A 22,998-nucleotide genomic window follows, 5' to 3' on the forward strand; every position below is an offset into this window, starting at 1 on the left:
CAGGTCAGCCGGTCCACTCCGGCAGCGGTTCACGGGCCGTCAGCCAGCCAGTGGGCACCCCGCCCGAGGTGCCCACTCCGGTGTACCCGGCCACCGTCCCGCCGACGATGGCGGCGGTGGTGTCCACGTCCCCGCCCGCCTCGACACAGGCCCGTACGGCCGCCGGATAGTCCTCCAGGTAGCTGGCGGCGACCCACAGGGTGAAGGCGACGGTGTCCTGGGCGGTGACCCGGCTGCCGTTGCCGAGCGCCGCCACGACCTCGGCCAGCGGTCGACCGAGCAGGTCGACTGCCCGGCGTACGCCCCGGTGCACCTCGGTCGCCGGATCCAGCGCGGCGGCCACCCCGGCGAGCAACCGGGCCGGGTCGGGTCGGTCGCCGTCCAGGCGGGCCCGCGCGGCCAGCGACGCGGCCACCGCCACCGCGACGGCACCGGCGATCCCCTCCGGGTGGGCGTGGGTCACCTCGGCCGACGCCTGCGCCTGCGCGGCGGCCCGGCTGGTCGAGTCGGCGAAGTACGCGCCCAGCGGCGCGACCCGCATCGCCGCGCCGTTGCCGCAGGAGCCCTGCCCGTCGAAGGCGGCGGCCGCGGCGACCGGCCAGGGGGTGCCGGTACGGATCAGCCGCAGGATGCGCACGGCACCGGGGCCGTAACCCCGGTACGGTTCGCAGCGCTCGGCGAACGCGACCGCCAGGGCGTCCCGGTCGATGCTGCCCGTCTGCGCCAGGGCGGCCAGCACCGAGCAGGCCATCTCGGTGTCGTCGGTCCACTGCCACGGTGCTGGCGGAAGCAGCCCGGCAGCCAGGTCGGCCGGCTGGCGGCCCGGTACGAAGAACTGGGATCCGAGGGCATCACCGACCGACAGACCCGCGAGGCTGTCCCGGGCCAGCGTCAGTCGGGTGTCCGGGTAGAGAGTGAACGTCATCGTCGTACCAGCTTGGCGGGTTCCGGGGTGGGCCGCAACGACGAACCATCCGCCGCGCCGAGTACCGTGCTGGGGTGGCCACCGTCCTCCTGGTCGAAGACGATCATGTCGTACGCGGCGCGATGCTGCGTTCGCTCACCGACCGGGGTCACGCGGTACACGCCGTGGGCACCGCCCTGGACGCGCTGCGGCGGGTCGCTGCGGAGGCGCCTGACCTCGTCGTCCTCGATCTGGGGTTGCCGGATCTGGACGGCTCGGACGCGCTGCGGATGCTGCGCGGCATCACCGACGTGCCGATCATCATCGCCACCGCCCGCGACGACGAGCAGTCCGTGGTCAAACTGCTGCGGGCCGGGGCCGACGACTACATGGTCAAGCCGTTCACCGGCGCACACCTGGACGCCCGGATCACCAGCGTGCTGCGGCGGGTGGGCCGGGCCAGTCGGGCGGAGCAGCCGGTCGTGCTCAGCGTCGGCGGCCTGCGGGTCGACCTCGGCGAACGCAGCGCACAGCTCGACGGGGAGTCGCTGGCGCTGACCCGAAAGGAATTCGACCTGCTGGCATACCTCGCCGCGCGTCCCGGCCGGGTAGTGTCCCGGCGGGAGCTCTTGGAGGAGGTATGGCGGCAGCCATCGGTCGGCGAGGACCAGACCATCGACGTTCACCTGTACTGGCTACGCCGCAAAATGGGCGAGTCCGCGGCGAAGCCACGCTACCTGCGCACCGTGCGGGGGGTGGGCTTCCGGCTGGTGGCGCCGGACTGAGGCGTGCCCTGGCCCTGGCGACGGCCGGCATGGGCGTACTGCTGGCGCTGGTCTTCCTGGTGCCGCTCGGGCTGACCCTCGGCAGCCAGGCCCGGGAGGAGGCGATCGCCGACGCCGCCCGGCGCAGCGCGCTGGTGACCGGGGCGCTCGCGGTGAGCACCGACCCCGACGTGGTGGCCCGCGCGATTGAGGCCAGTGGCGACGACGCGGCGACCCGCCCCGTGGTGCACGGCCTGGCCGACGCCGACTCCGAAGTCGACGTCGCCGCGACCGGACGGGCCGACGCCGACCAGCTGGCGCAGGCGCAGGCCGAGCGACGTTCCGTGGTGCTCGACGTCGACGGTGGCGTGCTGCGGTTGGATCCGGTGGTGCTGGCCGATCGGACCGCCGTGGTGGAGGTCTTCGTGCCGGACTCCGCCCTCGGCGGGGACGCCGGCAACCGGTGGCTGCTGCTCGCCGGTGTGGCCGTCGCCCTGGTGGGCGCGGCGGTGCTGGTGGTGGACCGGGTCGCCGCGCGGACCGTGGACGCCACCCGGGATCTGGTCAAGGCGGCGCTCGCGGTCGGCGACGGCGACCTGGGCGTACGCGTCGAGCCCAGCGGCCCACGCGAGTTGGCCGAGGCGAGCCACGCCTTCAACCGGATGGCCGAACGTCTCGTCGCGGCCCGCACCGACGAGCGGGAACTCGTGGCGGACCTGTCGCATCGGCTGCGTACCCCACTGACCGTGCTACGGCTCGACGCGGAGGCGTTGGAGCCCGACGACACCAGCGTGGGCTCGTTCAGCCAGGCGGAGTTGGACCACCGGCGGGGGATCCGGCGCATCCGGCAGGCGATCGTCACCCTGGAGGGTGAGATCGACACGCTGATCAAGACCACTCGCAAGGCGGTGGCCACCGAGGCGGGGCCGGCCATGTGCGACGTCAGTGAGGTGGTCCGGGACCGGATGGTCTTCTGGGCGGCCCTGGCGGGCGACCAGAACCGTCCGCACCGGGTGATCGGCGCCCAGTTGCGGATTCCCGCGCCGGTGCCCCGGGCGGAGCTGGCCGCCGCGCTGGACGCGGTGATCGGCAACGTGTTCCGCTACACCCCGCAGGGCACCGCGTTCGAGGTGGCGGTCTCCCGACGCGACGGGTACGTGGCGATCCGGATCGACGACGCCGGACCGGGCATCCCCGACGCCGACCGGGCGCTGCGCCGGGGTGCCAGCGACCAGGGCTCCACCGGGCTGGGGCTGGACATCGCCAAGCGGGTGGCGTTGCAGGCCAACGGTTCGGTGAGCATCGACCGGGCCCGGCTCGGCGGGGCCAGCGTGGTGATGCTGCTCGCCGACCCGGAGGCGACACCGCGTCAGGTCAGTCGTTTCGGCCTGGTCGGGCGGATGGCCCGGGAGCAGAAGAGCAGCGGGCGGCGGTGGCCCCGGCAGCGTCCGACGGGCCAGTGAACCTCGACGCGTACGGTGACCGTCAGGCGTCGCCGAGATGAACGGGTTGTGCCCCGGAACAAGTCTTCCTTAGATCGGGATTAACCCGGGCCGTGCGCTCGCCGTCCACTGGCAGGATTCCTTCGAACCCAGCAGTTCCACCGGCCTTTCGCTCCCAGCGCACCGGCCGGTGGAGCCGTGCGCGCGGCGGGAGACATGGTCCCCCCACACCTCCTCCCGCCGCGCGCCACTCGCTCGGGTCGTTGCGCTTCTGCGCCGGTGCTCAGGCCAGCGCGGTCGCCAGGTAGGCGTCGATCTCGTCGAGGATCCGGCGCTTGCCGGTCTCGTCGAGGAACGACGCGGCCACCGCGTTGCGGGCCAGCTGCGCCACCTGCTCCGGGCCGGCGTCGAGCAGCCGGGCGGCCACCGCGTACTCGTCGTCGAGGGTGGTGCCGAACATCGGCGGGTCGTCGGAGTTGATGGTCACCAGCAGCCCGGCCTCGACGAGGAGGGGAAGCGGGTGCTCCTCGATGGCCGGCACCGCCCGGGTGCGCACGTTGGAGGTCGGGCACACCTCCATCGGGATCTGCCGCTCGGCGAGGTACTTCAGCAGCTCGGGATCCTGCGCGGCGGAGATGCCGTGACCGATGCGTTCGGCGCCCAGGTCGCGCAGCGCGTCCCAGACGGTCTGCGGGCCGGTGGTCTCCCCGGCGTGCGGCACCGAGCGCAGTCCCGCCGCCCGAGCCTGGTCGAAGTAGGGCTTGAACTGCGGGCGCGGCACCCCGATCTCGGGCCCGCCCAGGCCGAAGCTGATCAGCCCGTCCGGGCGCTCGTCCAGGCTGATCCGCAGCGTCTCCTCGGCGGCCTCCAGTCCCGCCTCGCCCGGGATGTCGAAGCACCAGCGCAGCTCGATGCCGAAGTCGGCGGCGGCCCGCCGGCGGGCGTCCTCAATGGCCTCGCAGAACGCCGGGGCGGGGATGCCGCGGCGTACGTGCGAGAACGGCGTCACGGTCAGCTCGGCGTAGCGGACCTGCTGGCGCGCCAGTTCCCGGGCCACCTCGTGGGTGAGGATCCAGACGTCCTCCTGGTCGCGGATCAGGTCCACGACGCTGAGGTAGAGCTCGATGAAGTGCGCGAAGTCGCGGAACACGAAGTAGTCGGCCAGCTGCTGCGGATCCGCCGGGACCGGGCTGCGCCCCTCGTGCCGCGCGGCCAACTCGGCCACGATCCGGGGTAAGGCGGAGCCGACGTGGTGCACGTGCAGCTCCACCTTGGGCAGTCCGGCGATGAAGGTACGCAGATCGGTCACAGATTCTCCTGGGCGCTGGCGCCGACACGGGCGACGACGAAGATCCGGCGGAACGGGAAGTACACCTGCCCCTGCCGCACCGGGTACGCCTCGGCGAGGCGTACGCCCAGGGCGGCCCGGAAGGCCGACCAGCCGGCGGCGTCGAGCGTGGCCCGGACCGGACGCAGCGCGGTGCCCTCCATCCAGGTCAGCACCGGATGATCCGCATCGGGCCGGGCCTCCAGCAGGTGCACGTAGGTAGTCTCCCAGGCGTCCACGGCGCAGCCGGCGGCGACCAGCGACTCGGCGTAGTCGGCCGGCTCGGCGACCGGCGCCTCCCGCTGGAACGGGGCCAGTTCGGCGCGCCAGGCCGCGAGCCCGGCGACCTCACGCAGCGCGCGGTGCGACGGGGCCGCGAAGTTGCCGGGCACCTGGATCGCCATCCAGGCACCGGCGGGCAGCTGCGCGGCCCACCCGGTGAGCAGCTCACGGTGGTCCGGCACCCATTGCAGGGCGGCGTTGCTGACCAGCACGTCGGTGTGCGGGTCGGGATGCCAGTCACGCAGGTCGGCCACCTCGAAGGTGACCGGTACGTCGAGCGTGGCGGCCCGGGCGATCATCTCCGGCGAGGAGTCCAGGCCGACGATCCGGCTGTCCGGCCAGCGGGCGGCGAGGGTGGCGGTCAGGGTGCCCGGGCCGCAGCCGAGATCGACCACCGTCCTCGGCTGTTCGGCCGGCACCCGGGCGAGCAGGTCCTCGAAGGGCCGGGAACGTTCGTCGCGGTAACGCAGGTAGGTCGCCGGGTCCCACATCTCACGCCTCCAGAGATACAAACCGTACGTACGTCTTGTTAGAGTACGGCCCGCTCCGGCTCACAGCAAGTGAGCAACTAGGCTCAGCCTCATGGAGCAACGCACCTTCCCCCGACTGGGTCGGCAGGCCGGCGTGGTCGGCCTCGGCGCCTGGCAGCTCGGTGCCGACTGGGGCACGGTCAGCGAGGACGACGCGATGGCGGTGCTCGATGCCGCGGTCGAGGCCGGCGTCACCTTCCTGGACACCGCCGACGTGTACGGCGACGGGCGCAGCGAGCAGCTCATCGGCCGCTTCCGGGCCGCCCGCCCGGACACCGCGCTGACCGTGGCGACCAAGATGGGCCGCCGCGTGCCGCAGACCCCCGAGGCGTACACCCTGGACAACTTCCGCGCCTGGACCGACCGGTCCCGGGCCAACCTCGGCGTGGACACTCTGGACCTGGTGCAGTTGCACTGCCCGCCGACGGTGGTCTTCGCCGACGACGCGGTCTTCGACGCCCTGGACACCCTGGTCGAGGAGAAGCGCATCGCCGCGTACGGCGTCAGCGTGGAGACCTGCGACGAGGCGCTGACCGCGATCGCCCGCCCCGGGGTGGCCAGCGTCCAGATCATCCTCAACGCGCTGCGCCACAAGCCGCTGGAGCGGGTGCTGCCGGCCGCCGCGAACGCCGGTGTCGGCATCATCGCCCGGGTGCCGCTGGCCAGCGGTCTGCTCTCCGGCCGCTACGACGAGCACACCACCTTCGCCGCCGACGACCACCGCTCGTACAACCGGCACGGGGAGGCGTTCGACGTCGGCGAGACGTTCTCCGGCGTCGACTTCACCACCGGCCTGGCCGCCGTACGCCGCCTCGCCCCGCTGGTCGGCGACGACCGGACGATGGCCCAGTTCGCGCTGCGCTGGGTGCTCGACCAGCCGGGCGTCACCGTGGTGATCCCCGGTGCCCGGGACGCGGCACAGGCCCGCGCCAACGTCGCCGCAGCCGATCAACCGCCACTGTCGACATCGGAGCTGGCCGAGGTGGCCTCGGTCTACGACGAGCTGATCCGGCCGCAGGTGCATCACCGATGGTGAGTGACACACCGGCCGACAGCGTCGCGCCCCGCCGGCCCGACGACCAGGAGATCGCGATGAGCGGATGGTTCCGGCTCACCCTCGGCCTGCTGGGCGTGGTCCTCGGCGCGGCCTGCACGGTGCAGGGGCTGGGCTATGTCGAGGGCAGCGTGATGGCCGGCCAGCGGATCTGGGCCGTCATCGGCCCGGTGCTGATGCTGGCTGGCCTGGTCCTGCTCTGGCTGGGCGCGCGCGCCCGCAACCGCCGAGGGTCGGGACCGCCTGCCTGAGGTGGGCAGGAAAAAGCCCCGCGTCCTGTCGGAACGCGGGGCTTCACACCGATGTGTGGGGCGGCCTCGCCACTGGCCGGCAGCCGCCGACCGGTGTTCTCAGAGGGGGCGGACCTGCTCGGCCTGCGGACCCTTCTGGCCCTGGGCGATCTCGAACTCCACCCGCTGGTTCTCCTCCAGCGTGCGGTAGCCGCTGGACTGGATGGCCGAGAAGTGGACGAACACGTCTGCACCCCCGCCGTCGACGGTGATGAAGCCGAAGCCCTTGTCAGCGTTGAACCACTTCACGGTTCCCTGCGCCATGTGTATCTCCTTCTAAAACTGGCGGCCCAGCACGCCGTGCGGCCGGTTGGCCGTTTTCGAGCAGCGGTGCCTGAGGCGGCCCCCGGTGAAGGAGAGCTTCTCTCAACCACGCCATCTCTCAACAGCGTGGAACAGCAAACCACGTACGCAAAAACTCTGCACAGCCTACCGGACGAAATTCTCCGACATGTGACCTGACGGATACGTCGGGACCGCTCGGCGGTGGCTGTGCATGAGTCGAAAGTGCCCTGCGCGCGGCCGTTCTAGTCCGGCCAACTGCCGGTCAGGCGGCGTACGCCCACCGCTCCGCCGCGGTCCACGGCGGCCCGTACCACCGCGAAAATTGCTCCCTGCAGGGCCGCCGCCGCGAGGATCTCACCCCAGCGACGGTCCTCATCGGTCGCGTTGGGCGCCTCGCCGTCGCCGGCGGTCATCTTCCACACCTGACGGAAGATGCTGCCGGCGATGGCACCGGCGGCGATGCCCATCAGCACCCCGACCGGCCGATAGGCGGCCTTGCCGATGCCCTTGCTCATCGACGCCTCCCCTGGATGATGGCCAGAATCACCGCGGCGACGACCGCGCCGGCGGCCAGCGCCACGAAGGGTGCCGGACCGCCGCGAGCCCCGTCTGCGGACATCTCCCGGCGCAGGCCGGTCTGTGCACGGACCCGGGCGACGGTCATCGCGGCCTGGTCACGCACCCGCTCCCGGGCCTGGTCCGCAGAGGACTTCAGCCGCTTCTTGACGTCGGCCTTCGCGGCCAGCGCCTCCATCGTCTCGCCCAACTCGACCCGGGTCCGCTGGATCTCCGCCCGCAGCGCCTCGGTGTCGCCGGTGCCGTTGCGCGTCATGCCCGTCCCCTGTCCTTCACCGCGGCGCTGACCACGTCGACGTCGGCGCGCAGGCTGCGCACGGTCGCCTGCGGCACCGGCGGCACCGCCCGGCTGACCTGACGGCGTCCGATCAGCGCCAGCACGCCGGCGATCAGGAACATGGCCACCGCCACGATCAGCGCGGCGGCCCACGCCGGCAGCACCAGGGCCAGCAGCAGGATCGCGGTGGTCACCAGCGCACCGAGACCGAAGAACGCGAACGCGCCGCCGCCGGCGAGCAGACCGGCACCGATACCGGCGCGCTTGCCCTTCTCCGTCAGCTCGGCGCGGGCTAGCGTGAGTTCGTCGCGCACCAGCCGGGAGACCTGCTCGGCCGCCCGCTGGACCAGCTCGGCGGTGGACGGTTCGCTCCCGAGATGGGCGGTCTTCCCGTTGTGGGATGTCCTCCCGTTGTGGGATGTCCGGATGTTCGCCACGTCGGCCATGCTGTCCCCCTCTCGTTCATCACCGCGCTGTATGCCCGAACTCGCCGCCGGTCAATCCTCGACTCGTCACCCGGCGCAGCACCGAGATGGGACAGAAGCGTCCCGCAGCAGGTCCCCAGAAAACGCGCCGGCAAACGGACGCCACCGAGCCGGATGTGAAATCCGAATGCAGAGACGTCCCGCGCCAGAGCGGCCGGCGCCGCGTCAGTGGCGCGCCTCGGCGGGTTCGTCGGGGCCGACGAACGCCTCGCTGCGGGCCTCGCCGTCGTCGCTGCCACCGAAGAGGCGCGCGTCGTCCGGCACGTCGGAGCGACGGCGTGGGGCCCGTGCGGGCCGCACCCACTGCCAGGGCAGGGTGCCGGCGCCGTCGCCGACCTCGGCCCGCAGCCGGGGCATCGCGGTGGGCCGCTGGTCGCGTACCCAGGCCACCAGGTGTTCGCGGACCAGGCAGCGCAGGTCCCACAACGCGCCGGCGCTGGCGGCGCTCACCAACGCGCGAATCTTGATCATGCCGCCGGTCGCGTCCGTCACCTGGAGTACGCAGACCCGGCCGTCCCACAGGTCGGTGCCCTCCACCAGGCGACGCAACTCCTCCCGCATGGCCTGCACCGGCACCGACCAGTCGACCTCGAACTCGGCCGTGCCCAGCACGGCGGCCTCGGTCCGGGTCCAGTTCTGGAACGGGGTGCTGGTGAAGTAGGAGGTGGGCAGGATCAGCCGCCGGTCGTCCCAGATCTGCACCACCACGTAGCTGAGGGTCAACTCCTCGATGCGGCCCCACTCCCCCTCGACCACCACCACGTCGTCGAGGCGGACCGCGTCGCTGAAGGCCAGTTGCAGCCCGGCGAAGAGGTTGCCGAGCAGGCTCTGTGCGGCCAGCGCGGCGACGATACCGACCACCCCGGCGCTGGTCAGCACACCGGCACCGATGCCGCGGACCGCGGGAAAGGTCATCAGCATCACGCCGAGGGTGAGGATCACGATCACCACGATGGTGACCCGGCGGAGCATGACGACCTGGGTGCGTACCCGGCGGGCGTGCCGGTTGTCGGGCACGTCGACGCGGAACCGGGCCAGCGCGGTGTCCTCGACCACCACCAGCAGGGCGGCGACCAGCCAGGCGCCGGCGGCGATGACCGCGAGCACCAGCAGATGCAGCAGCACCCGCCGCCAGGTGGCGTCGACGGCGTAGCCGGTGCTGAAACGGACGGCGAACTGCACGGACAGCACCGTCGCGGTCACCTGTGCGGCGCGGTGCGCGTGCTCGGCCAACTCGGTCAGCAGCACCGACCGCCGTCCCCACCGTCCGATCAGCCGATGCACCACCTCGACGACCACGACAGCGGCCGCCGCCGCGACGAGCGCGGCGACGACCGTAACCAGGTAGCTGTGCACGTGTTCCTCTCCCTCCGGTCCGACGACAAGATCCGCACAAAGGGGCCATGTTGCCTCGGATCGCCGTCACCGGCCACCGCTGGGGACGCGGTGGCCGGCCGGAGGGTTCAGACCTTGCGGTAGCGGGACTGGAGGAAGCAGTAGACGCCGAAGGCGGCGATGCCCAGGCCGATAAGGATCAGCAGGATGGTGCCGAACGGCTGGTCACGCAGCGTCCGCAGCGCGGCGTCCAGGCCACGGGCCTTCTCCGGGTCGTAGTTGACCGCGGCCAGCACGACCAGCAGACCGGTGACCGCGAAGGCGCTGCCCCGGGAGATGTAGCCGGCCATGCCGAGACGGCGGGCGAGCTGGGTGGTCCGGGCGTTCATCTCGCCGGTCTTCAGCCGCTTCATGAACTTCTTCTTGGCCCCGTAGATGACCATGCCGACACCGACGCCGGCGAGCACCAGACCGGCGAGGCCGACCAGCCAGCGGCCACCGCTGGACTCCATCATCCGCGCGGTGAGCTCCTCCTGCTGGGAGGCGCTGTCGGAGTTGGCATTGGCGAAGACCTTCCAGGCCGTCCAGGCCAACCAGAGGTAGATGACCGTCCGGGCGGCGGAGACGACCCGCTCCTTGGTCCGGTCGTTGCCCTGCGCGGCGTGGTGCCCGACGGCCGCCTCGAGGGCCTGCCAGATCGCCATGGCGAGCATGCCGACGGCGATCGCGATGACAAGGAACTTGCCCATGGGTTGCGCCGCGAGGGTACGCAGCGCGCCGGACTGGTCGCCGTCGTCGGCAGACTTGCCGAACGCGAGCTGCAGGACCAGCCAGCCGAACAGCAGATGCACGATCCCGTAGCCGATGAAACCGGCCCGGGCGAGGAGTTCCAGCCACCGGCTGTCGGCCGTACGGGCGGCGGTGGCTTCGGCGTTCCGGGTGAGAGACATGGGCTCTCAATCACCGAACACGAAGATTTCCAAACGTGGGCCGCCGCCCGCCGTGACCGCTCAGCCCGGGTTGCGGGCGATCCGGACCGCGACCTGCGAATCGGTGACGCTGTCCAGGGTGACCCCGAGGCCACCGACCTCGGCGGCCTGCTGGCCGACGGTCAACGTCAACTGCTCACCGGCGATGTCGAGGGTGACCTGGTCGTTCTGCACACCGACCAGCTTGGCCTCGACGCCGAAGATGTTGGCATTGGCCTCGACGCCACGGTCGAAGGTCACCGTGCAGGCGTCCAGGCCGCAGTTGGTGCTGGCGCCTTCCGAGCTGCAACCGGCCAGCAGTGCCGTGCCCAGGGCGAGGCCGGCGAGCAGACCGGCGAGTTTGCGGGTGCGGGGAGTCTTACCGGCGGGGGGTCGGTTCATCACACCGCCCAGCGTACGAGACGCCGGCGAACGCCGTCGGCGTCGCGCCGGCCGGTGGACAATGGGCGGCGTGAGCATGCTGGTCGAGGAGAACGCCGCCAAACACCGCTACGAGATCCTGGTCGACGACGCGCTGGCCGGGTTCACCGCGTACCTGCCCCGCGGGGAGGCGCTGGTCTTCACCCACACCGAGGTGGACCCGGCGTTCCAGGGCATGGGTGTGGGCTCGGCGCTGATGCGCGGCACGCTGGAGCAGGTCCGCGCCCAGGGTCAGCGGATCGTGCCGCAGTGCCCCTTCATGGCCGCGTTCATCAAACGCCACCCCGAGTACGCCGACCTGGTCACCAGCCTGACGTGACCGTGACCCCGCTGAGCACCTCGGCCGCGGCCCGTCCCGCGGCCCGGGTGGCGCCGTGGGTGGCGATGTGCACCGGCCCGGTGACCAGCGCGGGGACTCCCAGCTCCACCACCACCGCGTCGGGGCGGGCGATCAGCGCCCGGTCGACGGCGGCGCGCATCCAGGTGTGCCGGTGCAGGTCCCGCACCACCAGGACCAGGGGACGGCCGGCGGCGTCGGCGCCCGGGTCGGCCGGCGTCGCCGCCTCGGTGTAGCGGGCGACGGTGGTGCCCGGCAGCAGTTCGGCCAGCGGTGCGGCCACGCCCCACGGGGTGTCCGCGCCGATGGCGATGTTGTGCGGTGGCGCGAACTCCACCACGTGCGCGGCGCGGCCCAGCGGCAGCGCGGCCTCCCCGCCGGTCCGGGTGATCCGGACGGCGCGACGGGCCGCGTGCAGACCGACCGCCGAACCGGTGCCGTCAGCCGGATCGCCGAGTGGCCCGGCCGCCCGGGCGGCCACCGTCCAGGCGGCGAGCTGACCGACCCGCTTGGCCGCTTCGGCCAGCCGCTCCTCCGGCAGGTCCCCGGTGACGACCGCGGCCACGATGGCGTCCCGCAGGTGACGGACGGTCTGCTCGTCGGCGTGCTCACCGCCCACGCAGATCGCGTCCGCACCGGCGGCGAGGGCCCGTACGACGGCGCCGGCGAGGCCGTACCGGCCCGCCACGGCCTGCATCTCGATCCCGTCGGTCACCACCACCCCGCTGAAGCCCAACTCCTCCCGCAGCAGGCCACCGAGGATCCGGCTGCTCAAGGTGGCCGGCAGGTGCGGGTCCAACGCGGGCACCAGCAGATGGCCGGTCATCACCGCCTGCACGCCGGCGGCGACAGCGGCCCGGAAGGGGGCCAGCTCGACGGCGTCCAGCCGGGCCCGGTCGGCGGTGATGCGGGGCAGGTCGTGGTGCGAGTCGACGTGGGTGTCGCCGTGGCCGGGGAAGTGCTTGGCGCAGGCGGCGACACCACTGGACTGAAGGCCGCGTACCCAGGCGGTGGTGTGCCGGGCCACCAGCGCGGCGTCGGCGCCGAAGGAACGGACCCCGATCACCGGATTGTCCGGGTTGGAGTTGACGTCGGCGTCCGGCGCGTAGTTCAGGGTCACTCCGGCGGCGGCGAGTTCGGCCCCGAGGTCGCGGGCGACCTCCTCGGTGAGCGCCGGGTCGTCCACGATGCCGAGGGCGAGGTTGCCCGGCCGGGAACTGCCCCGCACCGACTCGATCCGGGTGACGTCGCCGGCCTCCTCGTCGATCGCGACGATCACGTCCGGCCGTTCCGCCCGCAGCGCGGCGGTCAGCGCGCTGACCTGCTCCGGGTCGACGACGTTGCGGCTGAACAGGACCACCGACCCGAGCCCGTCGCCGAGCCAGCGGCGGACCCAGTCGGGTGGGACGGTGCCGACGAAACCCGGCTGGAGAACGGCCGTCGCCAACGCCGCCAGGTTTCCGTTGGACGCGCTCATGCCCGCTCTCCTCCGCTCGTACCGCCACCCGACGGTGCAGACATGGTCACACCGCGCCAACGAATAGTCAATAAACCTTACAGTTGCCTTGGGAGCGCTGCCCCGCGAGAGTGCGGGGATGGAACTGCTGCTCGCCGACGCGACGAACGCGGCCGACATCCCCGGCGTACGCCTGCTCGGCCTGGTGGTCGGCGGCCTGCTGCTGCTCCTCGCGATCCGGGCGATGTTCCGGCGCTGACCCCCGTCGGGTGTGACCGGAACACCGTGGGGTACCGCCTGCCGCAGACACCGACACAGCGAGGGGCAGCCCATGAAGATCGGCTACTTTCTGTCCACTGAGGAGTATGCGCCTGCGGAGCTGCTGGCCCAGGCACGGGCCGCGGAACGGGCCGGATTCGCCGCCCTCTGGATCTCCGACCACTACCACCCGTGGATCGACGCGCAGGGCCAGGCACCCTTCGCGTGGTCCATGATCGGCGCGCTGAGCCAGGTCACCCGGCTGCCCGTCACCACGGCGGTGACCTGCCCGACCACGCGCATCCACCCCGCCGTGCTGGCCCAGGCGGCGGCCACCAGCGCGGTGCTGCACGAGGGACGCTTCGTCCTCGGGGTCGGCTCCGGCGAAGCGCTCAACGAGCACATCCTCGGCGACCGGTGGCCGCAGGCCGGCATTCGACTTGAGATGCTGGAGGAGGCGGTCGAGGTGATGCGCAAACTCTGGGACGGCACGTTCGTCAACCACCACGGGCGCCACTACCAGGTCGAACACGCCCGCCTCTACACGCGGCCCGAGACCCCTCCGCCGGTCTACGTCTCCGCGTTCGGCCCCAAGGCGGTCGACCTCGCGGCCCGCATCGGCGACGGCTTCATCAACACCGTGCCCGACGCCGATCTGGTGCGCCGGTTCCGCGACAACGGCGGCGGCGACAAGCCGTGCCAGGCCGGCTTCAAGGCCGCGTACGCGCCGACGGAGCAGGAGGGCGTACGGCTGGCGTACGAGCGGTGGCCGACCGAGGCGATCCCGGGCGAACTGTTGCAGGTGCTGCCCTCGCCCCGGCACTTCGAGCAGGCCGCCCAACTGGTCGACCCGCAGGCGATGCGCGAGGCGATCGTCTGCGGCAACGACACCGACGCACACCTGGCGCGGATCGACGCGTACGCGAAGGCCGGTTTCGACGAGGTCTACGTCGCCAACACCGGACCGCACTGGCAGGAGCTGCTCGACCTGTACCAGCGGGAGGTGCTGCCCCGACTGACCTGACCGGCGACTCCGGTATCCGGTTTCGGCGCGGCAGCGCCCGGGTACCTGCGGCCCTCGATGAAACTGACCACGCACTCGATGTCGTTGCGCCGCGCGGCTCGCAGCCTGTTCGGTTGGAGCACCCTGCGGCCCAACCAGCTCGCCGCCATGCGGGCCGTGATGAAGCGCCGCGACGCCCTGGTGGTCCTGCCCACCGGCGCCGGCAAGTCGGCGATCTACCAGATTCCGGCCAGCCTGATCCCCGGCCCCACCGTGGTGATCTCGCCGCTGCTCGCCCTGCAACAGGACCAGATCGCCGCGCTCAACGAACGGCAGCGACCGGAGCTGCGCGCGGTGCGGATCAGCTCGGACGAGGCGCCCAGCCAGCAGGCCGAGGCGATCGCCGAGATCCGCGACGGGCGGGCCGAGTTCCTCTTCATCACCCCGGAGCAGCTGGCCAACCCGCAGCGGCTGGCCGAGGTCCGCGACCTGAAACCGGCGCTTGTCGCCATCGACGAGGCGCACTGCATTTCCGCCTGGGGGCACGACTTCCGCCCGGACTACCTGGCCCTCGGCCAGCTCATCGAGGGCATCGGTCGACCCCCGGTGGTGGCGCTGACCGCCACCGCCTCCCCGCCGGTACGCGAGGACATCGTCGCCCGGCTACGGCTGCGCAACCCGGAGATCGTGGTGTCCGGGTTGGACCGGCCGAACCTCTTCTTCGAGGTGGCGCACTGTCCGACCGAGGACTACCGGTGGCGTCGGTTGATCGCGCTGTTGGAGCAGGACGAGCGGCCGGGCATCATCTACGTGCCGACCCGTCGGGCCGCCGAGGAGCTGGCCGAGCGGCTCACCGCCGCCGGCTTCCCGGCGCAGTACTACCACGGCGGAATGGCCGGCGGTGCGCGTGCCCGGCTGCACGAGGCGTTCCTCGCCGACCAGGTGCCGATCATGGTGGCCACCTCGGCGTTCGGCATGGGCATCGACAAGCCCAACATCGCCTGGGTGGTGCACATGGCGCTGCCCGACTCGCCGGACAGCTACTTCCAGGAGATCGGTCGCGCCGGACGCGACGGCCAGCCCGCCCGGGTCCTGCTGCTCTGGCAGGCCGAGGACGTCGGGTTGCAGCGGTACTTCAGCGGCGGCCTGCCGGACGTCACCGAGCTACGCGACCTGGCGGCGCTGCTGCGCAGTGGCCCGACCACCCGTAAGGAACTGCGCGAGACCACCGGCCTGGGGCCGCGCAAGCTCGGCCAGTACCTGGCGTTGCTGGAGCAGGTGGGCGCCGCGCAACCGCGCGCCGGGCAGCGGGTCGGCGCGCCCCGCTACTCCCCCACCCCGGTCCAGGCCGCCGAGGCGGCCCTGGCCGAGGCCGAGCGGCAGCAGAACCTCACCCGGTCGCGCACCGACATGATGCGCGCCTTCGCCGAGACCAACGCCTGCCGTGGCCAGACCCTGCTGGCGTACTTCGGTGAGCAGATGAGCGCGATCTGCGGGCACTGCGACAACTGTCACGCCGGCACCAGCGTCGCCGACGACGGCGCGGTGGGGCCGTTCCCGGTGCACAGCCAGGTCCGGCATCCGGAGTGGGGTGCGGGCCTGGTGCTCAGTTACGAGGAAGGCCGGATGACTGTGCTGTTCGACGAGGTCGGGTACAAGACGTTGTCGGTCAGCGTGGTGTCCGAACAGGGGCTGCTGTCGCTGGACTAACCTGGGCCAGCCATCGGCCGCACCCTTGCCCGGGTGCGGCGAGGAGACCGACGACGAGCGGGAGGGCACATGATCGAAGAGCCGGCGTACACCGGTTTCGGTTTCACCGACGAGGAATGGGGGCTGCTCGTCGGTCTGCCGCAGTCGGTGCTCACCGCGGCGAGCGCCGCCGAGTCCGACGGCACCAAGGCGACAATGGCCGAGAGCGCCGCCGGGCTGGAGAGCATCTCCGCCGGCCGGGAGTCGGCCAGCCCGCTGGTGGCGGCGGTCGCCGGTGAGCTGGTGACCCGGGTCGGCGACCCGGAGGCCGGCGAGGAGTTGCCCGCCATCGCCCCGGCCGACCCGCGCGCCTACGCCGAGGACGTGCTGGTCCGGGCGAAGGAGGCGATGGCGCTGTTGGCGGCCAAGGTCGACTCCGGTGAGGCCGGGGCGTACCGGCACTGGCTGGTGGAGATCGCCGAGCGGGTCGTCGGCGCGGCCAGCAGCGGCGGGGTCCTCGGCCTGGGCGGCAGCCAGGTCAGCCCGTCGGAGCGACGCTTCCGCGACCGGCTGGCGCAGGTTCTCGACGACTGATTCGACCGTACGGCGGCGCTGTGTCAGCGCCGCCGTACGGCTGTGTCGGACCACGTGCCGCCCACTTCGCCGACCGCGACGGCGGGTCAGGCGACCCGGCGGCGGAACAGCACCGCGGAGAGCACCACCCCGAGGGCCAGGATGCCGAGGAACCAGGCCAGCGCGTGGGCCGGCGCCGATCCGACCGGCGTGTCCAGCAGCAGCCCGCGCAGGGACTCGATGACCGGCGTGACCGGTTGGTGCTCCGCGAAGCCGCGCAGCCACCGGGGCATCGTCTCCACCGGTACGAACGCGCTGCTCGGATAGGGCAGGAACATCACCAGGAAGGTGTAGCCGCTGGCCGCCTCGGGGGTACGGGCCAGCAGGCCGAACGCCGCGGACACCCAGGACACCGCCAGCACGAACAACACCAGCAGCCCGGCCGCGGCCAGCCAGCGCAGTGGCGCGACGGCCGGACGGAACCCGATGGCGACGGCCACCGCCAGCACCAGCGCCGTGGCGACCAGGTTGCGGGCCACGCTCGCCACCACGTGACCGGCGAGGATCGAGGTGGCGCCGACGTCCATCGTGCGCAGCCGCTCGATCATCCCCTCGGTCAGGTCGGTGGTCACGCTCACCGCGGTGCCCGCCGCGCCGAAGCCCGCGCAGAGCAGCAGTACGCCGGACACGACGTAGGTCACGTACGCCGAGCCGGTCTCGATCGCCCCGCCGAAGAGGTAGACGAAGAGCAGCATCAGCAGCACCGGCAGCACCAGCGAGGTGAGCAGCGCGTCGACGTTGCGCCGGGACAGCCGGACGCAGCGGCTGATCATCACCGCGGTCTGCGTACCCCGTACCGCCAGCTCAGACATTCGCCACCTCCTGCGGCGCACCGGTCGGTCGGCCGGTGAGGGTGAGGAAGACGTCGTCCAGGGTCGCCTCCCGGACGGTGAACCGGACCACCCCGTGCTGGTCCGGGTCGAGGTCGTCGAGCAGGCGTCGGACGTCCGGCGCGCTGCCGTCGGTGGTGACCGACAGTTCCCGCCGGGCCGGGTCGCGGTGGGTGACCCGGTCGCCGAGTCGCTGCGCCGCCCGGTCGAAGGCGACCGCGTCCCGCCAGACCAACTCCAGCCGCTGGGCGCCGAAGCGCTGCTTGAGCTCGGTGGCGGTGCCCTCGGCGGCGAGCCGACCCTGGTGCAGCACGGTGATCCGGTCGGCGAGGCGGTCCGCCTCCTCCAGATACTGCGTGGTCAGCAGCACGGTGACGCCGGAGCGGGCCAGGTCGCCGATCACCTCCCACAGGCCCTGCCGGCTGCGGGGATCCAACCCGGTGGTCGGCTCGTCCAGGAAGACCACCGACGGCGTGCCGACGAGGCTGGCGGCGAGGTCGAGCCGGCGTCGCATGCCACCGGAGTAGGTCCGTACCCGCCGGCCGGCGGCCTCGACCAGGTCGAAGCGTTCCAGCAGGGCGGCGGCCCGCTGCCGGGCGGCCGACGGCGACAGACCCGCCAGCCGGGCCAGCATGGTCAGGTTCTCCACGCCGGTCTGCCCGTCGTCGAGGGCCGCGTGCTGGCCGGCGAGGCTGATCGCCCGCCGCACCTGCCGCCGTTGGCGCAGCACGTCGTGCCCGGCGACCCGGGCGGTCCCCGAATCCGGCCGGGTCAGGGTGGCCAGAATCCGCACCGTGGTGGTCTTGCCCGCCCCGTTGGGTCCCAGCAGCGCGTGCACGCCGCCGGCGGCCACCCGCATGGTCAGCCGATCCAGCACCACCAGGTTGCCGTAGGTCTTGCGCAGGTCGTGCAGTTCCACTGCCGGCGGTCCGTGCGCCATGATCACTCTCCTCAACTGCGTATTCCATACGCGTTTCTGCGTAGACCATACGCAGAAGCTAGGATGACGGTCAAGGGAGGTGGAGTGGACGACGTCGAACTGCCCGAGAACATCGCGCTCGCCTGGGGGCTGCGCGACCGGTCGAGTCGCGGCCCGAAACGCAGTCTCAGCCTGGAGCAGGTGGTCGCCACCGGCATCCAGGTCGCCCAGGCCGAGGGGCTACCGGCGGTCTCGATGAGCCGGGTCGCCGGCGAGCTGGGCGTATCGACCATGTCGCTGTACCGGTACGTGCCGACCAAGCACGACCTGCTCGATCTCATGGTCGACACCGCGTTCGGCCCGCCGCCACCACCCCGCGCCCCCGACGAGGGCTGGCGAGCTGCCCTGGCCCGCTGGGGTGAGGGCAACCTCGTCGCGTTGCGCCGACAGCCCTGGATGCGCCACGTGGCGATCAGCGGTCCACCGATCAACCCCAACCAGGTCCGCTGGTTCGAGTACGGGCTGCTCGCCCTGCGGGGCACCGGGCTACGGGCCACCGAGCGGATCTCCACCATCATGCTGGTCAGCGGGTACGCCCGCAGCTGGGCCATGATCAGTCTGGATCTCGCCGAGGCCGCCGCCCGGTCCGGGCAGACCCCCGACGAGGTCGGCCTGCGCTACTGGCGCAACCTCGCCGTGCTCACCGCGCCCGGCCCGTACCCGGCCATCCACGAGCTGCTGGCCGAGCCGTTCGACGACGAGGAGCACCCCGACGAGGAGTGGCGCTTCGGCCTCGAACGGATGCTCGACGGTGTCGAGATGCTGATCCGCAGCCGCGCCTCGGGCCCACCCCGGCGCTGACCTGCCCTCAGGCCCCCTCCAGCAGCGTCAACACCGCCCGCTCGGCCTGCTCGCGAGGGGCGTCCACGTCCACCGGCGCCAGCACACCGTCGTGGAACAGGTCGACCACCCGAGGGTCCACGTAGGACGTACGCGCCACCGTCGGGGTGTTGCCCAGCAGCTCCGCGACCTCCCGCATCACCCCCGCCACCGCCCGGCGACGGGCCGTGGCCGACCGCAGGGTGCCCAGCGCGGCCAGTTGGGTGGCCGCCCGTACCGTCGCGTGCCAGGTCCGGAAGTCCTTCGCGGTCATCTCCCCGCCGCTGGCCTCGCGCAGGTAGTCGTTGACCTCGTCGGCACGCACGTCGCGCCAGTCCCGGCCGTCCCAGTAGCCGAAGAGCCGCTGCGCCGCGCGCCGCCGCCGACGCAGGTTGGCCAGCACCTGACACAGCTCGGGGTCGGAGACCAGCCGCACCTGCTCGACGCCGCCCTTGGCGGGGAACTCGAAGACCACGCAGCCCTGCCGCAGCCGGGTGTGCTCGGCGCGCAGGGTGGCCACCCCGAAGGTCGGGTCGTCCCCGGCGGCGTACTGGTCGCTGCCGACCCGGAAGGTGCCCATGTCCAGCAGCCGGGTCACGGTCGCCAGCACCCGCTCCCGGCGCAGCCCTCGCCCGGCCAGGTCGTGACCGACCCGTTCCCGCAGCACCGGCAGCCGGCGGGCCACCTCCAGCACGTGGTCGAACTTCGCCTGGTCCTGACGCTGTCGCCAGACCGGGTGGTAGAGGTACTGCTTACGACCGGCGGCGTCGATGCCGATGGCCTGGATGTGCCCGTTGGGGTACGGCGAGATCCACACGTCGCGCCAGGCCGGCGGGATGACCAGCGCCCGCAACCGGGCCAGCTCGTCGGGGTCGCGTACCGGTTCCCCGCCCGGCCCGAGGTACGACCAGCCCTGGCCGCGCCGGCGGCGTCCGTACCCCGGCCGACCCGGATCGCTACGCCGCAACCGCACGGTCCGCACGCACCGTCCGTTCCACCTCGTCGACGGCCGCCAGCACCTGGTCGAGACCGAGCGCGGCCATCGTGGGGTGACTACCTACCCCGTCCCAGTCCGGCCATGCCCCGCCGCCCGCCCAGAGCACCAGGTGTCGCCGCCGCTCCGGCGGCGGTCCCCACCGGCTCGGCGGGACCGGGCCGAACAGCACCACCGAGGGGGTGCGGTAGCCGGTGGCCAGGTGGGCCACCCCGGTGTCCCCGCTGACCACCAGGCGGGCGCCCGCGACCAGCGCCGCCAACCCGGCGACGTCGGTGCGCCCGGCGAAGACCGCCTCCGGCGGCAGGCCCGCCTCGGCGGCGACCCGCGCGACGGTGTCCCGCTCCTGCGCGCTGCCGGTCAACACGACCCGGTGCCCCCGCTCGGTCAACGTCCGGGCCAGCGCCGCGTACCGCCCGGGTGGCCAGCACTTGGCCGGCACCTTCGACCCCGGATGCAGCAGCGTCACCCCGGTGGGCAGGCTCGTCGTCGCCGGCCGACGCAGGTCCAGGTCCGTCGGGTCGGCCGCGATGCCGTACGCGGCCAGCAGCCGGCACCAGCGCGCCACCTCGTGCTCGTCGTCGTCCCACGTCGGCCCGTCGAGATGCCCGGCCTCGGCGTTGGCGAAGGCGAGCAACCGGCCGGGGCCGACGGCGGCCAGCAGCCGGTGCGAGTCCGGCCCCCGCCCGTGCAGGTTGACCGCGACCTCGACCGCCGCCCCGGGCCGCGCCAGCCGGTCCAGCCCGGCGGTCGGCAGCACCCGGTCGACCCCACCGACCAGCTCCACCAGCGGGGCGAGCCAGGCCGGCGCGGCGAGCACCAACTCACCATCGGGGTACGCCGCCCGCAACGCCCGCAACGCCGGGACCGCCGTGGCGAGGTCACCGACACCCAGGGCACGCAGCGCCACGATCACGGGTAGGAGGTCTCCTGCTCGGCGCAGACGACCAGCTCACGGACCGCGCAACCGACGGGCTGGGAGAGCGCGAACATGATCGCGGCGGCGGTGTCCGCCGGCTCGTTGAGGATCGCGTCCGGCCCGGGGCGGTACTGCGCGTCCCGGTCGTCGAAGAAGGCGGTACGCATCCCGCCCGGCACCAGCAGGGTCACCCCCACCGACCCGGCCAGCTCGGCGGCGAGCGCCCGGGTGAACCCGACCACGCCGAACTTCGCCGCGCAGTACGCCGTCGCGTCACTGACCGCCTTCAGCCCGAGGGTGGAGGCCACCGTGACGATGTGCCCCCTCGACGCCTCCAGGAACGGCAGCGCCGCCCGGATCACCGCGGCGGTGGCCAGCAGGTCCACCGCGACGATCCGGTCCCACGTCTCGCCGGGCACGTCCGCCAGCCGGCCCGGCACGTCGATGCCCGCCGCCGTGACCACCGCGTCCAGCCCACCCGTGCGCTCGACGAGCCGACGGGTGGCCTCCTCCGCACCCCGGGTGTCGGCGAGGTCGCACTCGATCCACGGCACGCCGTCGGCCGGCGGCTGCCGGTCGAGCACCAGGGGCCGGCCGCCGGAGCGGGCCACCGCCGCGACCACCGCCGCCCCCAGACCGCTGGATCCGCCGGTGACCAGCACCGTCCGGCCGGTGTCCGGGGCGCTCATGCCAGCGCTCCGGTGGCCCGGGTGGCGGCGATCAGTCCGGTGGTCGAGCGACCGTCCAGATAGGGCACCACCACGCTGTGACCGCCCCAGCGGCGCAGGATCTCCGCCTCGGGCAACGCCTCACCGTCGGCGCCACCGGTGGCGTAGTCGCCACCCTTGACCCAGATGTCCGGTCGCAGCCAGGACAGCGCCGCCGCCGGGGTGGACTCCTCGAAGATCACCACGGCGTCGACACAGCTCAACGCGGCCAGCAGTCGACCACGGTCGGCCTGCCCGATGACCGGCCTGTCCGGCCCCTTCAACCCGCTGACGCTGGTGTCGGAGTTGAGGCACACCACCAGGCAGTCACCGAGCTGCCGGGCGGCCTGCAGGGTGGCCAGGTGACCGGCGTGCAGCAGGTCGAAACAGCCGCCGGTGGCGACCACCGTGCCACCGGCGGCCCGGACCCGGGCCACCACCGCGGCGGCCGCCGCCACCCCGACCCGGTCACCGGCGGCGGCGGTGTGCACCGGCTGCGGGGCCCGCCGCACCGGCTGCGGCAGCGCCGTGGCCACTCCCCCGTCCGCCACGTACGCCGACGCCTCGGTCACCGCCTCGGTCACCGCCTCGGAGGCGAGCGCCCCACCGGCCAGGGCGAGGCTGGCGGTGGCCGCGAAACGATCTCCCGCACCGCAGGTGTCCCCCTCGGCGGAGACCGGAGCGGGCACCATCAACGGGGTCGAGCCGGCCTGGCTGAGCAGGGCGCCGTCGGCACCCAGCGTCACGGCGACCGCGCCCGCCCGCCACCGCTGCCGCAGCCGCTCGGCACCCTCGGCGGCGGTGGCCAACCGGGTCGCCCCCGGCGACGCCTCCACCAGTTCCCGCACCTCCGCCTCGTTCGGCGTCGCCAGTCGTACCCCGGGAACCGCCGCAGGCCCGCGGGGGTGCGGGTCCCAGACCACCGGGGCCCGGGTCGCCGCCAGAGCCGCCCGCAGCGCCGGCTGGCGGGCCACCCCCCGGCCGTAGTCGCTGACCAGCACCACCGACGCCCGGTCGATCACCCTCAGCACCGCCTCCGCGGGCTCCCCCGGCTCGCTGACACCACCACCTCGGTCGTGGCGCAGCAGCACCCGCCCGCCGGCGCGCAGCCGGATCTTCTCCGGGGTGGCCCCGGCCAGCCGCAACGGATACACCTGCACCCCGGCGGCGGCCAGCAGCACACCCAGGCGGGCCGCACCGGCGTCGTCGGCCAGTGCGGTGACCAGGACCACCTCGGCGCCCTGGGCCGCCGCGAAGACGGCCGCCAGACCGGCGCCGCCCGGCCGGTCGACGTGCGCCATCTCGTCGAGCACCGGCACCGGTGAATCCGGACAGAGCCGGTTGACCACACCCTCGACGTCGCGGTCGAGCAGGGTGTCGCCGAGCACCACCACGGGTCCTGTCACGCTTGCCT

General features: G+C 72.9%; 26 protein-coding genes. 9 read left to right on the forward strand and 17 right to left on the reverse strand.

The genetic code is table 11. The annotated features are described in order from the left end of the window. Positions 1-4: 4 nt before the first annotated feature. Positions 5-925, reverse strand: a complete 921-nt coding sequence (locus JMF97_RS24940; protein ID WP_203223739.1) for an ADP-ribosylglycohydrolase family protein — start codon at positions 923-925, stop codon at positions 5-7. Positions 926-999: 74 nt separating this feature from the next. On the opposite strand from JMF97_RS24940, the gene JMF97_RS24945 reads away from it, so the two are divergent. Further along, a complete protein-coding gene (locus JMF97_RS24945; RefSeq protein ID WP_043720268.1) occupies positions 1,000-1,689 on the forward strand; it encodes a response regulator transcription factor in 690 nt (229 codons plus the stop codon). A 29-nt stretch (positions 1,690-1,718) separates the two neighbouring features. Then, positions 1,719-3,131, forward strand: coding sequence for a HAMP domain-containing sensor histidine kinase (locus tag JMF97_RS24950; protein WP_203223740.1), 1,413 nt, complete (start codon positions 1,719-1,721; stop codon positions 3,129-3,131). Positions 3,132-3,393: 262 nt separating this feature from the next. On the opposite strand, the gene JMF97_RS24955 is transcribed toward JMF97_RS24950, so the two are convergent. Both JMF97_RS24955 and JMF97_RS24960 read right to left on the reverse strand, forming a co-directional pair. Then, positions 3,394-4,419 carry an adenosine deaminase gene (locus JMF97_RS24955; protein WP_203223741.1) on the reverse strand — a complete coding sequence of 342 codons (1,026 nt, stop codon included), beginning with the start codon at positions 4,417-4,419 and terminating at the stop codon, positions 3,394-3,396. Beyond that, positions 4,416-5,210 carry a trans-aconitate 2-methyltransferase gene (locus JMF97_RS24960; protein ID WP_203223742.1) on the reverse strand — a complete coding sequence of 265 codons (795 nt, stop codon included), beginning with the start codon at positions 5,208-5,210 and terminating at the stop codon, positions 4,416-4,418. Before JMF97_RS24960 ends, JMF97_RS24955 begins: the two co-directional genes overlap by 4 nt. Before the next feature lie 91 nt (positions 5,211-5,301). Here JMF97_RS24960 and JMF97_RS24965 point away from each other — a divergent pair, with 91 nt between their 5' ends. Both JMF97_RS24965 and JMF97_RS24970 read left to right on the forward strand, forming a co-directional pair. Further along, the gene (locus JMF97_RS24965; RefSeq protein WP_013732670.1) at positions 5,302-6,285 is read left to right on the forward strand and encodes an aldo/keto reductase; all 984 of its coding nucleotides are present in this window, start codon (positions 5,302-5,304) and stop codon (positions 6,283-6,285) included. Continuing rightward, positions 6,279-6,554 (forward strand): hypothetical protein, encoded by a 276-nt coding sequence (locus JMF97_RS24970; RefSeq protein ID WP_013732669.1) that lies wholly within the window; start codon positions 6,279-6,281, stop codon positions 6,552-6,554. The genes JMF97_RS24965 and JMF97_RS24970 overlap by 7 nt, the downstream gene beginning before the upstream one ends. 99 nt (positions 6,555-6,653) lie before the next feature. Here JMF97_RS24970 and JMF97_RS24975 read toward each other — a convergent pair whose 3' ends face one another. The 7 genes from JMF97_RS24975 to JMF97_RS25005 form a co-directional block, all read right to left on the reverse strand. After that, a complete protein-coding gene (locus JMF97_RS24975) occupies positions 6,654-6,857 on the reverse strand; it encodes a cold-shock protein (RefSeq protein WP_013732668.1) in 204 nt (67 codons plus the stop codon). 263 nt (positions 6,858-7,120) lie between these two features. Next, positions 7,121-7,393, reverse strand: a complete 273-nt coding sequence (locus tag JMF97_RS24980; protein ID WP_013732667.1) for a DUF4235 domain-containing protein — start codon at positions 7,391-7,393, stop codon at positions 7,121-7,123. Beyond that, positions 7,390-7,710: a DUF3618 domain-containing protein gene (locus tag JMF97_RS24985; RefSeq protein WP_013732666.1), complete on the reverse strand. Its 321-nt coding sequence runs from the start codon at positions 7,708-7,710 to the stop codon at positions 7,390-7,392. The genes JMF97_RS24980 and JMF97_RS24985 overlap by 4 nt, the downstream gene beginning before the upstream one ends. Then, positions 7,707-8,177: a phage holin family protein gene (locus tag JMF97_RS24990; protein ID WP_013732665.1), complete on the reverse strand. Its 471-nt coding sequence runs from the start codon at positions 8,175-8,177 to the stop codon at positions 7,707-7,709. Before JMF97_RS24990 ends, JMF97_RS24985 begins: the two co-directional genes overlap by 4 nt. A 204-nt stretch (positions 8,178-8,381) precedes the next feature. Then, positions 8,382-9,572 (reverse strand): mechanosensitive ion channel family protein, encoded by a 1,191-nt coding sequence (locus JMF97_RS24995; RefSeq protein WP_013732664.1) that lies wholly within the window; start codon positions 9,570-9,572, stop codon positions 8,382-8,384. A gap of 107 nt (positions 9,573-9,679) precedes the next feature. Next, complete coding sequence (locus JMF97_RS25000; protein WP_203223743.1) at positions 9,680-10,501, reverse strand: DUF1206 domain-containing protein; 822 nt, start codon at positions 10,499-10,501, stop codon at positions 9,680-9,682. Positions 10,502-10,561: 60 nt separating this feature from the next. Further along, the gene (locus JMF97_RS25005; protein ID WP_203223898.1) at positions 10,562-10,921 is read right to left on the reverse strand and encodes a hypothetical protein; all 360 of its coding nucleotides are present in this window, start codon (positions 10,919-10,921) and stop codon (positions 10,562-10,564) included. Between the two features lie 76 nt (positions 10,922-10,997). Between JMF97_RS25005 and JMF97_RS25010 the strand changes: the two genes are divergently transcribed. After that, positions 10,998-11,279 (forward strand): GNAT family N-acetyltransferase, encoded by a 282-nt coding sequence (locus tag JMF97_RS25010; RefSeq protein ID WP_232510765.1) that lies wholly within the window; start codon positions 10,998-11,000, stop codon positions 11,277-11,279. On the opposite strand, the gene JMF97_RS25015 is transcribed toward JMF97_RS25010, so the two are convergent. Continuing rightward, positions 11,263-12,774 carry a glycoside hydrolase family 3 protein gene (locus JMF97_RS25015; protein ID WP_126712581.1) on the reverse strand — a complete coding sequence of 504 codons (1,512 nt, stop codon included), beginning with the start codon at positions 12,772-12,774 and terminating at the stop codon, positions 11,263-11,265. The two genes, JMF97_RS25010 and JMF97_RS25015, sit on opposite strands and share 17 nt — an antisense overlap. Before the next feature lie 310 nt (positions 12,775-13,084). Between JMF97_RS25015 and JMF97_RS25020 the strand changes: the two genes are divergently transcribed. The 3 genes from JMF97_RS25020 (at position 13,085) to JMF97_RS25030 (ending at position 16,297) form a co-directional block, all read left to right on the forward strand. Further along, complete coding sequence (locus JMF97_RS25020) at positions 13,085-14,035, forward strand: TIGR03557 family F420-dependent LLM class oxidoreductase (RefSeq protein WP_013732658.1); 951 nt, start codon at positions 13,085-13,087, stop codon at positions 14,033-14,035. Positions 14,036-14,092: 57 nt separating this feature from the next. After that, complete coding sequence (locus tag JMF97_RS25025; protein WP_043720261.1) at positions 14,093-15,724, forward strand: RecQ family ATP-dependent DNA helicase; 1,632 nt, start codon at positions 14,093-14,095, stop codon at positions 15,722-15,724. A 69-nt stretch (positions 15,725-15,793) separates the two neighbouring features. After that, entirely contained in the window at positions 15,794-16,297 is a 504-nt protein-coding gene (locus tag JMF97_RS25030; protein WP_203223744.1) for a hypothetical protein, read from the forward strand. A gap of 86 nt (positions 16,298-16,383) precedes the next feature. Here the strand turns inward: JMF97_RS25030 and JMF97_RS25035 are convergent, their stop codons facing one another. Continuing rightward, entirely contained in the window at positions 16,384-17,148 is a 765-nt protein-coding gene (locus tag JMF97_RS25035) for an ABC transporter permease (protein ID WP_203223745.1), read from the reverse strand. Next, positions 17,141-18,106, reverse strand: a complete 966-nt coding sequence (locus JMF97_RS25040) for an ATP-binding cassette domain-containing protein (RefSeq protein WP_203223746.1) — start codon at positions 18,104-18,106, stop codon at positions 17,141-17,143. The genes JMF97_RS25035 and JMF97_RS25040 overlap by 8 nt, the downstream gene beginning before the upstream one ends. 84 nt (positions 18,107-18,190) lie before the next feature. On the opposite strand from JMF97_RS25040, the gene JMF97_RS25045 reads away from it, so the two are divergent. After that, positions 18,191-18,946, forward strand: a complete 756-nt coding sequence (locus JMF97_RS25045; RefSeq protein ID WP_203223747.1) for a TetR/AcrR family transcriptional regulator — start codon at positions 18,191-18,193, stop codon at positions 18,944-18,946. 7 nt (positions 18,947-18,953) lie between these two features. Here the strand turns inward: JMF97_RS25045 and JMF97_RS25050 are convergent, their stop codons facing one another. From JMF97_RS25050 to JMF97_RS25065, 4 genes are read right to left on the reverse strand one after another with little or no spacing between them, the layout of a single operon-like run. Beyond that, on the reverse strand, positions 18,954-19,937 hold the full coding sequence (locus JMF97_RS25050) for a DNA topoisomerase IB (protein ID WP_203223899.1): 984 nt from the start codon (positions 19,935-19,937) through the stop codon (positions 18,954-18,956). Then, the gene (locus JMF97_RS25055) at positions 19,921-20,874 is read right to left on the reverse strand and encodes a glycosyltransferase family 9 protein (RefSeq protein ID WP_203223748.1); all 954 of its coding nucleotides are present in this window, start codon (positions 20,872-20,874) and stop codon (positions 19,921-19,923) included. Before JMF97_RS25055 ends, JMF97_RS25050 begins: the two co-directional genes overlap by 17 nt. Continuing rightward, the gene (locus JMF97_RS25060; protein WP_203223749.1) at positions 20,871-21,566 is read right to left on the reverse strand and encodes an SDR family oxidoreductase; all 696 of its coding nucleotides are present in this window, start codon (positions 21,564-21,566) and stop codon (positions 20,871-20,873) included. The genes JMF97_RS25055 and JMF97_RS25060 overlap by 4 nt, the downstream gene beginning before the upstream one ends. Next, a complete protein-coding gene (locus JMF97_RS25065; RefSeq protein WP_203223750.1) occupies positions 21,563-22,990 on the reverse strand; it encodes a PfkB family carbohydrate kinase in 1,428 nt (475 codons plus the stop codon). The genes JMF97_RS25060 and JMF97_RS25065 overlap by 4 nt, the downstream gene beginning before the upstream one ends. Between the last annotated feature and the right edge of the window lie 8 nt (positions 22,991-22,998).

Source organism: Micromonospora fiedleri (assembly GCF_016774385.1).
Taxonomy (GTDB): Bacteria; Actinomycetota; Actinomycetes; order Mycobacteriales; family Micromonosporaceae; genus Micromonospora; species Micromonospora gifhornensis.

Bases quoted from the DNA above. Each gene is read 5' to 3' on its own strand.
- JMF97_RS24950 (WP_203223740.1), top strand. From the start codon at position 1,719: ATGGGCGTACTGCTGGCGCTGGTCTTCCTGGTGCCGCTCGGGCTGACC.
- JMF97_RS24940 (WP_203223739.1), bottom strand. From the start codon at position 925: ATGACGTTCACTCTCTACCCGGACACCCGACTGACGCTGGCCCGGGAC.
- JMF97_RS25015 (WP_126712581.1), bottom strand. From the start codon at position 12,774: ATGAGCGCGTCCAACGGAAACCTGGCGGCGTTGGCGACGGCCGTTCTC.
- JMF97_RS25005 (WP_203223898.1), bottom strand. From the start codon at position 10,921: ATGAACCGACCCCCCGCCGGTAAGACTCCCCGCACCCGCAAACTCGCC.
- JMF97_RS25000 (WP_203223743.1), bottom strand. From the start codon at position 10,501: ATGTCTCTCACCCGGAACGCCGAAGCCACCGCCGCCCGTACGGCCGAC.
- JMF97_RS25040 (WP_203223746.1), bottom strand. From the start codon at position 18,106: ATGGCGCACGGACCGCCGGCAGTGGAACTGCACGACCTGCGCAAGACC.
- JMF97_RS25020 (WP_013732658.1), top strand. From the start codon at position 13,085: ATGAAGATCGGCTACTTTCTGTCCACTGAGGAGTATGCGCCTGCGGAG.
- JMF97_RS24960 (WP_203223742.1), bottom strand. From the start codon at position 5,210: ATGTGGGACCCGGCGACCTACCTGCGTTACCGCGACGAACGTTCCCGG.
- JMF97_RS25010 (WP_232510765.1), top strand. From the start codon at position 10,998: ATGCTGGTCGAGGAGAACGCCGCCAAACACCGCTACGAGATCCTGGTC.
- JMF97_RS24965 (WP_013732670.1), top strand. From the start codon at position 5,302: ATGGAGCAACGCACCTTCCCCCGACTGGGTCGGCAGGCCGGCGTGGTC.
- JMF97_RS24990 (WP_013732665.1), bottom strand. From the start codon at position 8,177: ATGGCCGACGTGGCGAACATCCGGACATCCCACAACGGGAGGACATCC.
- JMF97_RS24975 (WP_013732668.1), bottom strand. From the start codon at position 6,857: ATGGCGCAGGGAACCGTGAAGTGGTTCAACGCTGACAAGGGCTTCGGC.
- JMF97_RS24970 (WP_013732669.1), top strand. From the start codon at position 6,279: ATGGTGAGTGACACACCGGCCGACAGCGTCGCGCCCCGCCGGCCCGAC.
- JMF97_RS25060 (WP_203223749.1), bottom strand. From the start codon at position 21,566: ATGAGCGCCCCGGACACCGGCCGGACGGTGCTGGTCACCGGCGGATCC.
- JMF97_RS24985 (WP_013732666.1), bottom strand. From the start codon at position 7,710: ATGACGCGCAACGGCACCGGCGACACCGAGGCGCTGCGGGCGGAGATC.
- JMF97_RS24980 (WP_013732667.1), bottom strand. From the start codon at position 7,393: ATGAGCAAGGGCATCGGCAAGGCCGCCTATCGGCCGGTCGGGGTGCTG.
- JMF97_RS25030 (WP_203223744.1), top strand. From the start codon at position 15,794: ATGATCGAAGAGCCGGCGTACACCGGTTTCGGTTTCACCGACGAGGAA.
- JMF97_RS25035 (WP_203223745.1), bottom strand. From the start codon at position 17,148: ATGTCTGAGCTGGCGGTACGGGGTACGCAGACCGCGGTGATGATCAGC.
- JMF97_RS25025 (WP_043720261.1), top strand. From the start codon at position 14,093: ATGAAACTGACCACGCACTCGATGTCGTTGCGCCGCGCGGCTCGCAGC.